This is a genomic window from Pseudomonas sp. B21-048 (genome assembly GCF_024748615.1).
Classification (GTDB): Bacteria; Pseudomonadota; Gammaproteobacteria; order Pseudomonadales; family Pseudomonadaceae; genus Aquipseudomonas.
In genome coordinates, this window is record NZ_CP087168.1 from 20,685 (window position 1) to 32,678 (window position 11,994).

General features: G+C 61.2%; 11 protein-coding genes. 5 read left to right on the top strand and 6 right to left on the bottom strand.

Going from position 1 to position 11,994, the window contains the following annotated elements; all coding sequences use genetic code 11:
• Positions 1-91: 91 nt before the first annotated feature.
• The 4 genes from trkA to def all read right to left on the bottom strand — a co-directional run bounded on the left by trkA (position 92) and on the right by def (position 4,331).
• Positions 92-1,465 carry a Trk system potassium transporter TrkA gene (gene trkA / locus LOY56_RS00090; RefSeq protein WP_258618502.1) on the bottom strand — a complete coding sequence of 458 codons (1,374 nt, stop codon included), beginning with the start codon at positions 1,463-1,465 and terminating at the stop codon, positions 92-94.
• Positions 1,466-1,487: 22 nt separating this feature from the next.
• Entirely contained in the window at positions 1,488-2,798 is a 1,311-nt protein-coding gene (rsmB, locus tag LOY56_RS00095) for a 16S rRNA (cytosine(967)-C(5))-methyltransferase RsmB (RefSeq protein ID WP_258618504.1), read from the bottom strand.
• Positions 2,795-3,754, bottom strand: a complete 960-nt coding sequence (gene fmt, locus LOY56_RS00100) for a methionyl-tRNA formyltransferase (RefSeq protein ID WP_258618506.1) — start codon at positions 3,752-3,754, stop codon at positions 2,795-2,797. Before fmt ends, rsmB begins: the two co-directional genes overlap by 4 nt.
• Before the next feature lie 70 nt (positions 3,755-3,824).
• Complete coding sequence (gene def, locus LOY56_RS00105; RefSeq protein WP_258618511.1) at positions 3,825-4,331, bottom strand: peptide deformylase; 507 nt, start codon at positions 4,329-4,331, stop codon at positions 3,825-3,827.
• Between the two features lie 169 nt (positions 4,332-4,500).
• Between def and LOY56_RS00110 the strand changes: the two genes are divergently transcribed.
• From LOY56_RS00110 to LOY56_RS00120, 3 genes are all read left to right on the top strand, one after another.
• A complete protein-coding gene (locus LOY56_RS00110) occupies positions 4,501-5,526 on the top strand; it encodes a LysM peptidoglycan-binding domain-containing protein (RefSeq protein WP_258618513.1) in 1,026 nt (341 codons plus the stop codon).
• An 80-nt stretch (positions 5,527-5,606) separates the two neighbouring features.
• Positions 5,607-6,707 carry a DNA-processing protein DprA gene (dprA, locus tag LOY56_RS00115; RefSeq protein WP_258618519.1) on the top strand — a complete coding sequence of 367 codons (1,101 nt, stop codon included), beginning with the start codon at positions 5,607-5,609 and terminating at the stop codon, positions 6,705-6,707.
• A 54-nt stretch (positions 6,708-6,761) separates the two neighbouring features.
• The gene (locus LOY56_RS00120) at positions 6,762-7,319 is read left to right on the top strand and encodes an L-threonylcarbamoyladenylate synthase (RefSeq protein WP_258618525.1); all 558 of its coding nucleotides are present in this window, start codon (positions 6,762-6,764) and stop codon (positions 7,317-7,319) included.
• Positions 7,320-7,427: 108 nt separating this feature from the next.
• On the opposite strand, the gene LOY56_RS00125 is transcribed toward LOY56_RS00120, so the two are convergent.
• Positions 7,428-8,405, bottom strand: a complete 978-nt coding sequence (locus LOY56_RS00125; protein WP_258618527.1) for an NADPH:quinone reductase — start codon at positions 8,403-8,405, stop codon at positions 7,428-7,430.
• 179 nt (positions 8,406-8,584) lie between these two features.
• Here LOY56_RS00125 and hemF point away from each other — a divergent pair, with 179 nt between their 5' ends.
• Both hemF and aroE read left to right on the top strand, forming a co-directional pair.
• Positions 8,585-9,499 carry an oxygen-dependent coproporphyrinogen oxidase gene (hemF, locus tag LOY56_RS00130; protein ID WP_258618529.1) on the top strand — a complete coding sequence of 305 codons (915 nt, stop codon included), beginning with the start codon at positions 8,585-8,587 and terminating at the stop codon, positions 9,497-9,499.
• Between the two features lie 13 nt (positions 9,500-9,512).
• A complete protein-coding gene (gene aroE, locus LOY56_RS00135; protein WP_258618535.1) occupies positions 9,513-10,334 on the top strand; it encodes a shikimate dehydrogenase in 822 nt (273 codons plus the stop codon).
• A gap of 30 nt (positions 10,335-10,364) precedes the next feature.
• Here the strand turns inward: aroE and LOY56_RS00140 are convergent, their stop codons facing one another.
• The gene (locus tag LOY56_RS00140; protein ID WP_258618537.1) at positions 10,365-11,933 is read right to left on the bottom strand and encodes a SulP family inorganic anion transporter; all 1,569 of its coding nucleotides are present in this window, start codon (positions 11,931-11,933) and stop codon (positions 10,365-10,367) included.
• Positions 11,934-11,994 lie beyond the last annotated feature (61 nt).

Below are 11,994 nucleotides of genomic sequence, written 5' to 3' on the forward strand. Positions count from 1 at the left end.
GGAAATGCAGTCCGGGACGCTCTGCGTCCCATTCAAAGCCGAACGCGGAGCGTCCGTTGAGGCATTCCCACGCCGAGCGTGGGAACGATCATCAGAAAAAGCTCAACCCCACATGGAACAGCTTTTCCACATCCCGAATATGCTTCTTATCCACAAGAAACAGAATCACATGGTCGCCGGTTTCGATCACGGTGTCGTCGTGGGCGATGATCACTTCTTCGTCGCGGATGATCGCGCCAATGGTGGTCCCCGGCGGCAGGCCGATGTTTTCGATGGCTTTGCCGATCACCTTGCTCGACTTCGCATCACCGTGAGCGATGGCCTCGATGGCTTCCGCCGCACCTCGACGCAATGAGTGCACGCTGACGATATCGCCGCGCCGCACGTGGGCCAGCAAGGTGCCGATGGTCGCCAGTTGCGGGCTGATGGCGATGTCGATGTCGCCGCCCTGGATCAAGTCGACGTAGGCCGGGTTGTTGATGATCGTCATCACCTTCTTCGCGCCCAGGCGCTTGGCGAGCAGCGACGACATGATGTTGGCTTCGTCGTCGTTGGTCAGCGCCAGGAAGATGTCGGCGTCGGCGATGTTCTCTTCCATCAGCAAATCGCGGTCGGAGGCACTGCCCTGCAACACCACGGTGCTGTCGAGGGTGTCCGAGAGATGGCGGCAGCGGGCCGGGTTCATCTCGATGATCTTCACCTGATAGCGGCTTTCGATGGCCTCGGCCAACCGCTCGCCAATCTGCCCGCCGCCGGCGATGACGATGCGTTTGTAGCTCTCATCGAGACGGCGCATTTCGCTCATCACCGCGCGAATATTCGCTTTGGCGGCGATGAAAAACACTTCGTCGTCGGCCTCGATCACCGTATCGCCCTGGGGCAGGATCGGCCGGTCACGACGGAAAATCGCCGCAACGCGGGTTTCGACGTTCGGCATGTGTTCGCGCAGCTGCCGCAGTTGCTGACCCACCAGCGGACCGCCGTAATAGGCCTTCACGGCCACCAGTTGTGCTTTGCCTTCGGCGAAGTCGATGACCTGCAATGCACCCGGATGCTGGATCAGGCGCTTGATGTAGTTGGTAACGACTTGCTCCGGACTGATCAGCACGTCGACCGGAATTGCTTCGTTATCGAACAGTTCGGCGCGGGTCAGGTACGCGGCTTCGCGGACCCGGGCGATCTTGGTTGGCGTGTGGAACAAGGTGTGAGCGACCTGACAGGCCACCATGTTGGTTTCGTCGCTGTTGGTCACTGCAACCAGCATGTCGGCGTCGTCGGCACCGGCCTGACGCAGTACGGTCGGCAGCGAACCGCGACCCTGCACGGTGCGGATGTCCAGCCGATCGCCGAGGTCGCGCAGGCGTTCGCCATCGGTGTCGACCACGGTGATGTCGTTGGCCTCGCTGGCCAAGTGTTCTGCCAGCGAGCCGCCAACCTGCCCTGCGCCGAGGATGATGATTTTCATCCAGTCACTCCCTTAAAACCGGTTAACCGCGCGCGGCGGCGATCTTGATCAGCTTGGCGTAGTAGAACCCGTCGTGGCCGCCTTCCTGGGCCAGCAACTGGCGACCATGGGGCTGTTTGATGCCGGCCGTCGTGGCGAGGTCCAGTTCACGGGCACCCGGCGTGCGAGCGAGGAATGCTTCGATGACTTCGGTGTTTTCGGTCGGCAGCGTGGAGCAGGTGGCGTAAAGCAGGATGCCGCCCACTTCCAACGTTATCCACATGGCATCAAGCAGCTCGCCCTGAAGCACCGCCAGTGCAGCGATGTCGTCGGGCTGACGGGTCAGTTTGATGTCCGGGTGACGACGGATCACGCCGGTGGCCGAACAGGGGGCGTCCAGCAGGATGCGCTGGAACGGTTTGCCGTCCCACCAAGTCGCGGTGTCGCGGCCGTCGGCGGCGATCAGTTCGGCGCTCAGTCCCAGGCGTGCAAGGTTTTCCCGTACTCGCACCAGACGTTTGGCTTCCAGATCTACAGCTACCACGCCGGCCAGTTTGGGCTCGGCCTCAAGGATGTGGCAGGTCTTGCCGCCCGGTGCGCAGCAGGCGTCCAGCACCCGTTGGCCTGGCGCCAGGTCCAGCAGATCGGCGGCCAATTGCGCGGCTTCGTCCTGCACGCTGATCCAGCCTTCGGCGAAACCCGGCAGGCTGCGCACGTCGGCCGCGGCGTCGAGGATGATGCCGTCCCGGCTGTAAACACACGGCGTGGCAGCGATGCCCGCTTCAGTCAGCAACCCGAGATAAGCATCGCGGGTGTGATGGCGACGGTTGACCCGCAAAATCATCGGCGGGTGAGCGTTGTTCGCCGCGCAAATGGCTTCCCACTGCTCAGGCCAGAAAGCTTTGAGGGATTTTTGCAGCCAGCGTGGGTGAGCGGTGCGCACCACCGGGTCGTGCTCCAGCTCGGCCAGCAGCGCTTCGCTTTCCCGCTGGGCGCGGCGCAGCACGGCGTTGAGCAGGGCTTTGGCCCACGGCTTTTTCAGTTTGTCGGCGCAACCGACGGTTTCGCCGATGGCAGCGTGGGCCGGAACCCGGGTGTAGAGCAGTTGGTAGAGGCCGACCAGCAACAGCGCCTCGACATCGGCATCGGCCGCCTTGAACGGTTTTTGCAGCAACTTGGCCGCCAGCGCCGACAAACGTGGCTGCCAGCGAGCCGTGCCGAACGCCAGGTCCTGGGTGAAGCCGCGATCACGGTCTTCGACCTTGTCCATTTGCGTCGGCAGAGAACTGTTGAGTGAGGCTTTTCCGTTAAGAACAGCAGCCAGTGCCTTGGCGGCAGCCAGACGTGGATTCATTGAGCGTCCGCCGCTTGACCGAGAACGGTGCCGACGGCGAATTTCTCACGACGGCTGTTGAACAAGTCGCTGAAGTTCAGCGCCTTGCCGCCGGGCAATTGCAGACGGCTCAGGCACAGTGCCTGTTCACCGCAGGCGACGACCAAGCCGTCCTTGCTGGCGCTGAGGATTTCACCCGGTGCGCCCTGCCCTTCGGCCAGGCTCGCAGCCAGCACTTTCAGCGCTTCGCCGTTCAGCGTGCTGTGGGTGATCGGCCATGGGTTGAAGGCGCGAACCAGACGCTCCAGTTCAACTGCCGGGCGGCTCCAGTCGATGCGCGCTTCGTCCTTGTTCAATTTATGTGCGTAGGTGGCGAGGCTGTCGTCCTGCACTTCGCCTTCCAGAGTGCCTGCAGCCAGGCCGGCAATCGCCTGAACCACGGCCGGTGGGCCCATCTCTGCAAGGCGATCGTGGAGGCTGCCGCCGGTGTCTTCACCGCTGATCGGCGTGGTGACCTTGAGCAGCATCGGCCCGGTGTCGAGGCCCAGTTCCATGCGCATGACGGTCACGCCACTTTCGCTGTCGCCCGCTTCGACGGCACGCTGGATCGGCGCCGCACCGCGCCAGCGTGGCAGCAAAGATGCGTGGCTGTTGATGCAGCCCAGGCGCGGAATATCCAGCACCACCTGAGGCAAGATCAGCCCGTAGGCGACCACTACCAGCAAATCCGGCTTCAGTGCGGCGAGTTCAACCTGAGCGTCTTCGTTGCGCAGGGTTGGTGGTTGCAACACCTGGATGTTGTGCTCCAGAGCCAACTGCTTGACCGGGCTCGGCATCAGCTTCTGCCCACGGCCCGCCGGACGGTCCGGTTGGGTGTAGACCGCAACGATCTCGTAAGGACTGTCGAGCAGGGCCTTGAGGTGTTCGGCGGCGAATTCCGGGGTACCGGCAAAGACAATGCGCAGTGGCTCAGTCATGAAAGCTCTCAATTACAAAGCGTCTTGAAAAGAAAAAGGCTTGCCGCAGCAAGCCTTTGAAAGAAGGGCATCAAGCGTTCTGGCGATGGAGCTTTTCCAGTTTTTTCTTGATCCGGTCGCGTTTGAGCGTGGACAGGTAATCAACGAACAATTTGCCGTTGAGGTGGTCGCATTCATGCTGGACGCATACCGCGAGCAGCCCTTCGGCGATCAATTCGTACGGTTGGCCGTCGCGATCCAGGGCCTTGACCTTGACCTTCTGCGGGCGGTCGACATTTTCGTAGAAGCCCGGCACCGACAGGCAGCCTTCCTGGTATTGCTCCATCTCGTCGGTCAGGGTTTCGAACTCAGGGTTGATGAACACCCGTGGCTCGCTGCGGTCTTCGGAGAGGTCCATCACGACGATACGTTTATGCACGTTGACCTGGGTCGCGGCGAGGCCGATGCCTGGCGCTTCATACATTGTTTCAAACATGTCATCGACCAACTGACGCACTTCGTCGTCCACTACAGCCACGGGTTTGGCGATAGTGCGCAGGCGTGAGTCGGGGAATTCGAGGATGTCTAAAATGGCCATAAGCTCAATTGCTGCACGTGTGAGGTAAAGTCGGGTCGATGGCCTGGCGAGTCCGGGGATGCAGGCTACCGTTGTGAACGTAGCTTCCGGCTTTTCAATAATGAGCCGGGAGCGAGCCACGAGGGCTCTGGCGTTTCACGCGAACGTACATAATAAAGGGATTCACCGCATGAGGAAATCACTACTCGCCCTGCTCCTTCTGGCCTCGGCCGGTTTTGCGCACGGGCAAGTGCAACTCAGGGAAGGTTTTCCACAGCAATACACCGTGGTGGCAGGGGACACACTTTGGGACATTTCCGCCAAATACCTGCGTGAGCCGTGGGAGTGGCCGCAGCTTTGGCAGGCCAATCCACAGATCGAAAACCCCAATCTCATCTATCCGGGCGATACGCTGTCGCTGGTCTATGTCAACGGTCAGCCACGCCTGACCCTCAATCGCGGCGCTTCCCGGGGCACCATCAAGCTTTCGCCACGAATCCGCAGCTCGCCGGTGGCCGATGCCATTTCGAGCATTCCGCTGAAATCGATCAACAGCTTTCTGCTGAGCAATCGCATCGTCGACAAGGCAGAGGATTTCGACAAGGCGCCCTACATCGTCGCCGGCGATGCCGAACGGGTGCTCAGCGGCACCGGTGATCGAATATTCGCCCGTGGCCATTTCGACCCGGCACAACCGGTGTACGGCATCTTCCGTCAGGGCAAGGTCTACACCGATCCGCAGAGTAAGGAGTTTCTGGGGATCAACGCCGACGACATCGGCGGCGGCGAGATCATTGCCACTGAAGGCGACGTCGCCACCCTGGCCCTGCAACGCACCACTCAGGAAGTGCGACTCGGCGACCGACTGTTCAGCGGCGAAGAGCGCTCGATCAATTCGACCTTCATGCCCAGTGCGCCAACCACCGACATCAACGGCTTGATCATCGATGTACCGCGTGGGGTCACCCAGATCGGCGCGCTGGATGTCGTCACGTTGAACAAGGGGCAGCGCGATGGCCTGGCCGAAGGCAATGTATTGGTGGTGATGAAAACCGGTGAAACCGTGCGTGACCGGATCACTGGCCAGCCATTGAAAATTCCCGACGAGCGGGCCGGTTTGCTGATGGTCTTTCGCACTTACGACAAGCTCAGCTACGGGCTGGTCCTTAACGCATCGCGCTCTTTGGCGGTGATGGACAAGGTGCGAAATCCGTAAGCCTGCTCACAAGTTACCAACAGAGTTATCCACAGCTTATTCCCGATTCGACGGGACTCTATAACGATCAAGGATGATCCATGTCGCTGTCTGCCTGTACGTCCGTTTCCCCTGCGGAACTGGAAGCCCGTTTACGCCTGCACCGTTTGCCGGAACTCGGTCCTGCGCGTTTCAAGAAATTGCTTGAAGCCTTCGGCTCTGCCTCCAAAGCCATCAGCGCGCCGGCCAGCGCCTGGCGTGCGTTGGGCCTGCCACTTGCTTGTGCGGAAGCCCGGCGCTCTATTGAAGTCCGTGACGGCGCCAGTCATGCATTGGCCTGGTTAGAGCTCCCGGGCCAGCATTTACTGATGTGGGACCAACCTGACTACCCCGCATTGCTGGCGCAAATCAGTGATGCGCCGCCGCTGTTATTCGTCGCGGGCGATCCGGGAATTCTGGAAAAACCACAGCTGGCGATGGTCGGCAGCCGTCGTGCTTCACGACCAGGCATGGACACTGCCACCGCGTTTTCGCGCACTCTGGCTGGCGCCGGTTTTGTCATCACCAGTGGTCTGGCCCTGGGTATCGATGCTGCCGCGCATCAGGCGGCTCTGGACGTTGGCGGGCAAACGGTCGGTGTACTTGGCACGGGGCTGGAAAATTTTTATCCACAGCGCAATCGGCGACTGGCAGACGCCATGATCGCTTCGGGAAGTGCGGTACTTTCGGAGTTCCCGCTGGACGCCGGCCCTTTCCCCAGCAATTTCCCCCGGCGCAATCGAATCATCAGCGGTTTGTCCCTCGGCGTGCTCGTGGTCGAGGCGAGTATTGCCAGTGGTTCATTAATCACCGCGAGGCTGGCGGCGGAACAGGGGCGTGAGGTGTATGCGATACCAGGGTCGATCCATCACCCTGGGGCAAAGGGTTGTCATCAGCTGATCCGCGACGGTGCGGTGCTGGTGGAAACCATCGAGCACATCCTCGAAGCCTTGCGCGGCTGGCAACGGCTGCCGTTATCCACAGAAGCGCCGACAGAGGCTCATCCGCTGCTCATATTGCTCCACGCGGCGCCCCATACCAGCGAAGCCTTGTCGGTCACCAGCGGCTGGGCGTTGTCGAAAGTGTTGGCAGTGCTGACGGAATTGGAAATGGACGGCCGTGCGGTCTGCGAAAGCGGTCGATGGTTTGCGCGGGTAAACTAGGTTTTATAAGGAAGATCGGTAAACTGCGCAGAGCCTTATTCCGGAGAGTTTTTCATGGTCAACAGTTGGCGTGTGCAACAAGCCGCACGAGAAGTTCGCGCCGGGGCGGTCATTGCCTATCCAACCGAAGCTGTCTGGGGTCTGGGTTGCGACCCGTGGGACGAAGAGGCGGTGGATCGTCTGCTGCTGATCAAGGGACGGTCTGTGGATAAAGGCCTGATTCTGGTGGCCGACAATATTCGCCAGTTCGACTTCCTCTTCGAAGACTTCCCTGAATTGTGGATGGACCGCATGGCCAGCACCTGGCCGGGGCCCAACACCTGGCTGGTGCCGCATCAGAATCTGTTGCCCCAGTGGATTACCGGAGTGCATGAAACGGTGGCGTTGCGGGTTAGCGATCACCCACTGGTGCGGGATTTGTGTGCGTTGGTCGGGCCGTTGGTTTCAACCTCGGCCAACCCTCAGGGACGGCCGGCGGCGCGGACGCGGCTTCGCGTGGAGCAGTATTTCCGTGGGCAGGTTGATTGGGTGCTGGGCGGCAATCTGGGTGGGCGGAAGAATCCGAGCGTGATTCGCGATCTGGCCACCGGCCACGTTGTGCGCCCGGATTAGACCGCGTCATCGTTCTTCGCGGGCAAGCCTCGCTCCCACAGATCCGAGTCTACGAATAATGTGAACGACCGAAATCCTGTGGGAGCGGGCTTGCCCGCGATGGCGTCCTCAAGGCAACAAAACAGTCGAGCCCGTCGTGCGCCGTGCCGACAATTCGGTCTGCGCTTTGGCCGCTTCAGCCAATGGATAGCGCTGGCTGATGTCCACCTTCAACTTGCCGCTGATGATCATCTCGAACAGCTCATCGGCCATACTTTGCAGGTTTTCAGCGTTGTTGGCGTAGGTCGCCAGGGTCGGTCGGGTCACGTACAGCGAACCCTTTGCCGCGAGAATCCCCAGATTCACGCCATCCACTGCGCCTGAAGCATTACCGAAACTCACCACCAACCCCCGAGGCGCGACGCTGTCGAGCGACGTCAGCCAGGTGTCTTTACCTACACCGTCGTACACCACCGGCACTTTTTTGCCGTCAGTCAACTCCAGCACGCGTTGTGCGACGTTTTCATGGCTGTAATCGATGGTCGCCCAGGCACCATTGGCCTTCGCCAGGGCAGCTTTCTCCGCTGAGCTGACCGTGCCGATCAGCTTCACGCCCAAGGCCTTGGCCCATTGGCAGGCGAGGGAACCAACGCCGCCGGCCGCAGCGTGGAACAGAATGGTTTCGCCACCCTTGAGTTCATACGTCTGACGCAGCAAGTACTGCACGGTCAGGCCTTTGAGCATCACGCCGGCGGCTTGTTCGAAGCTGATGGCGTCCGGCAAGTGCACTAAGTTGTCTTGCGGCAATACGTGAACATCGCTGTAGGCGCCCAAAGGGCCACTGCCGTATGCCACGCGATCGCCGATCTTGAAGCGGGTGACTTCGCTTCCGACTGCTTCGACCACGCCCGCGCCCTCGGCGCCCAGGCCCGATGGCAGGGTTGGCGGCGCATAAAGGCCACTGCGGTAATAGGTGTCGATGAAGTTCAGGCCGATGGCCTTGTTGGTCACGCGTACCTGCAGCGGGCCGGGCTCGGCGGGTTGGTAGTCCACGTATTCGAGCACTTCGGGGCCGCCATGGGCGCGGAACTGGATACGTTTTGCCATCTGCTCTCTCCTTAAGTCTTGGCTTCTAGAGTTGTAGCGCCAAGCGCCCTATCGAACTCCCAAGCTTGATCTTCGTCAACTGCGGCAGGCTCGCCTGCGATGTTATGCTACGGGCCCATTTGCGCCGGCCCCCGCTCCGATGGAGCGCCGCGTAGCTTTGCCCGATTCAAGGTGATGACATGACGACCCGCACCGAGGCCGTAAAAGCCTACCTGCTCGACCTGCAAGACCGCATTTGCGCTGCCCTGGAAGCCGAAGACGGCGGCGCACGTTTCGTCGAAGACGCCTGGACCCGCCCTGCCGGTGGTGGCGGTCGCACCCGGGTGATAGAAAACGGCGCGGTCATCGAAAAGGGCGGCGTCAACTTTTCCCACGTCTTTGGCAGCGGACTCCCACCCTCCGCCAGCGCTCATCGGCCAGAACTGGCCGGCCGAGGCTTCGAAGCCTTGGGCGTGTCTCTGGTGATTCACCCGCACAACCCGCATGTACCGACGTCCCACGCCAATGTGCGCTTTTTCATTGCTGAAAAAGAAGGTGAAGAGCCGGTCTGGTGGTTCGGTGGCGGCTTCGACCTGACCCCTTATTACGGTAATGAAGAAGACTGCGCGCACTGGCACCGCGTCGCCGAACAGGCCTGCGCGCCGTTCGGCCCGGACGTCTACCCGCGCTACAAAGCCTGGTGCGACAGTTATTTCCACATCAAGCATCGCCACGAGCCGCGCGGCATCGGCGGTTTGTTTTTCGATGATTTGAACGAGTGGGACTTCGACACGAGCTTCGCCTTCATGCGCGCCATCGGCGATGCGTTCATCGACGCGTACCTGCCGATCGTGCAGCGCCGCAAGAACGATGCGTTCACGGCCAAACAGCGTGAATTCCAGGAGTTTCGCCGTGGTCGTTACGTCGAGTTCAACCTGGTCTATGACCGCGGTACGTTGTTCGGCCTGCAATCGGGCGGGCGTACCGAATCGATTCTGATGTCATTGCCACCGCAAGTGCGCTGGGCCTACGACTGGAAGGCCGAGCCGGGCAGTGAAGAAGCGCGCCTGACCGAGTACTTCCTGCAAGACCGCGATTGGTTGGCCAAGGCCTGAACGAGGAATCCTGATGGATCGTTACGTCGTATTCGGTAACCCGATTGGCCACAGCAAGTCGCCGCTGATCCACCGTTTGTTCGCCGAGCAGACGGGGCAAAAACTGGACTACAGCACTTTGCTGGCGCCCCTCGATGATTTTTCCGGCTGTGCCCAGGCATTTTTCCGCGAAGGGCGTGGGGCGAATGTGACGGTGCCGTTCAAGGAAGACGCCTATCGTTTGGCGAACAGTTTGACCAAGCGGGCGCAGCGAGCCGGCGCGGTGAATACTCTGAGCAAACTGGCCGATGGCAGTTTGCTGGGTGACAACACCGATGGCGCCGGGCTGGTGAGGGACCTGACGGTCAACGCCGGATTCAGCCTTACGGGCAAACGCATCCTGCTGCTCGGGGCCGGGGGGGCGGTGCGTGGTGCGCTGGAGCCGCTGCTGGCGGAGCAACCGGCGTCGGTGATCATTGCCAACCGCACGGTGGAAAAAGCCGAATTGCTGGCGGAGTTGTTCGCGGATTTGGGGCCGGTGTCGGCCAGTGGTTTCGATTGGTTGCTGGAACCGGTGGACCTGATCATCAACGCTACGTCCGCCAGTCTGTCAGGTGATGTACCGCCTATTGCCAGCAGTTTGATCGAACCGGGCAAGACGGTTTGCTACGACATGATGTACGGCAAAGACCCGACCTCGTTCTGCCGCTGGGCCAGCGAGCACGGTGCGGCGGTGGCGATGGATGGCCTGGGCATGTTGGCCGAGCAGGCGGCGGAAGCGTTCTATCTGTGGCGCGGTGTGCGCCCGGATACGGCGCCGGTGCTGGCCGAGCTCCGTCGCCAGCTCGCGCTCTAGGCATTTGTGGCGAGCCTCAAGGGGAGTGTTTCAATCTTCAAACCGGATCGGGCATTTCTCCGCGCCTTCGAGCTTTCTCAATTCCTCCACCACCTGTGGCCGTGCCCGCCGCAGGGTCAGGCTGCGATCCTGGCGCAGCAGCCGTCGCGCCTCCTGGTGCAGCATTTCCACGCCCGAATAGTCGATGAAGTTGATCTGCTGCGCCTCGATCACTACCCGCGCGCCGTGCATCCGTTGCAAACGCACTTGCAGGTAATGGCTGGCGCCGAAAAAGATTGAACCGCCGACTCGCAGAATGTCCTCGTCGCCCTCACGCCAATGCTGCACCCGAGGTTGCGAGGTGCGTTTGAGGTAGAAGAACAGCGAGGCCAGCACGCCGGCGTAGATCGCCGTTTGCAACTCCAGCAACAGCGTCGCGACACAGGTCAGCGCCATGACAAGAAACTCGGCACGACTGACCCGCAACAAGGCGCGAATGCCGCGATGGTCGACCAATCCCCAAGCGATCAACAAAATGCTGCCGGCCATAGCCGGGATCGGAATGTGCGCGATCAATACCGCACCGAAGATAGCGAACAACGCCACCCATACTGCTGAAAAAACGCCCGCCAACGGTGAGCAGGCACCGGCGTCATAGCTCAGGGCCGAGCGGGTGAAGGAACCGGCTGACAGCGAGCCGGAAAAAAACGCACCGACCATGTTCGAGAAGCCTTGGGCGCGGACTTCTTGATTGGCGTCGAGCAACTGCTGCGAGCGCGCCGACAAGGAGCGGGCAATCGACAGGCTCGTCACCAGCCCGAGCATCCCGACCGCCACCGCGCTAGGCAGCAGGCGCAACACCAGGTCCAGATCCAGCGGCAACGGGCTGAAGGGTGGCAGCCGCCCGACAAAGGCGCTGACCAACTGCACATGACCGAACATCGCTGGCCACAGCCACACCAGCAATCCGCTCAGGGCCAGAGCGATCAACAGTGTCGGCCAGCGCGGCACCAGCAGTTTCAGTACGACGCCCACCACGACCGTGGCCAGGCCCAGTACCAGCGAGGGTTTGTCCACCTCACTCAGATGACTGAACAGCAGCACCAGGCTGTTCAGTGCCGTGGCCTGATTGGGCACATCCAGCCCCAGCAAGTTCGGCAGTTGCCCAATGGCAATCACCACCGCTGCGCCAAGGGTGAAGCCCAGCACCACCGAGTGAGAGACGAAATTCACCAAAGCGCCGAAACGCAGCAAACCCAGCAACCACTGGAAAATGCCCGCAAGGAGTGTCAGAAGCAGGATCAGCGTGACGTAGTCCTGCGACGCGGGGACAGCCAGAGGACTGACGCTGGCATACAGGACGATGGAAATGGCCGCCGTAGGACCGCAGATCAAATGCCATGACGAGCCCCAGAGGCAGGCGATCAGCACTGGGATAATCGCGGCGTACAACCCGTATTCTGGTGGGAGACCGGCGATCAGGGCGTAGGCAATGGATTGCGGCAACGCGAGAATCGCACCGCTCAGGCCGACAATCAGGTCACGGCCGACGCTGGCGCGGGTTTGCCGGGGCAACCAGGTCAGGAAGGGGAAGAGTGAATGGCGGCTGGGGAAGGCCATGGGTCCTCTCGGGCAGGGTTTTACGGAAGAGTATCAGGACCGACGCTGATCGTTCCCACGC

Coding starts and splice junctions, on each gene's coding strand:
- trkA (WP_258618502.1), bottom strand. CDS start 1,465: ATGAAAATCATCATCCTCGGCGCAGGGCAGGTTGGCGGCTCGCTGGCA.
- rsmB (WP_258618504.1), bottom strand. CDS start 2,798: ATGAATCCACGTCTGGCTGCCGCCAAGGCACTGGCTGCTGTTCTTAAC.
- fmt (WP_258618506.1), bottom strand. CDS start 3,754: ATGACTGAGCCACTGCGCATTGTCTTTGCCGGTACCCCGGAATTCGCC.
- def (WP_258618511.1), bottom strand. CDS start 4,331: ATGGCCATTTTAGACATCCTCGAATTCCCCGACTCACGCCTGCGCACT.
- LOY56_RS00110 (WP_258618513.1), top strand. CDS start 4,501: ATGAGGAAATCACTACTCGCCCTGCTCCTTCTGGCCTCGGCCGGTTTT.
- dprA (WP_258618519.1), top strand. CDS start 5,607: ATGTCGCTGTCTGCCTGTACGTCCGTTTCCCCTGCGGAACTGGAAGCC.
- LOY56_RS00120 (WP_258618525.1), top strand. CDS start 6,762: ATGGTCAACAGTTGGCGTGTGCAACAAGCCGCACGAGAAGTTCGCGCC.
- LOY56_RS00125 (WP_258618527.1), bottom strand. CDS start 8,405: ATGGCAAAACGTATCCAGTTCCGCGCCCATGGCGGCCCCGAAGTGCTC.
- hemF (WP_258618529.1), top strand. CDS start 8,585: ATGACGACCCGCACCGAGGCCGTAAAAGCCTACCTGCTCGACCTGCAA.
- aroE (WP_258618535.1), top strand. CDS start 9,513: ATGGATCGTTACGTCGTATTCGGTAACCCGATTGGCCACAGCAAGTCG.
- LOY56_RS00140 (WP_258618537.1), bottom strand. CDS start 11,933: ATGGCCTTCCCCAGCCGCCATTCACTCTTCCCCTTCCTGACCTGGTTG.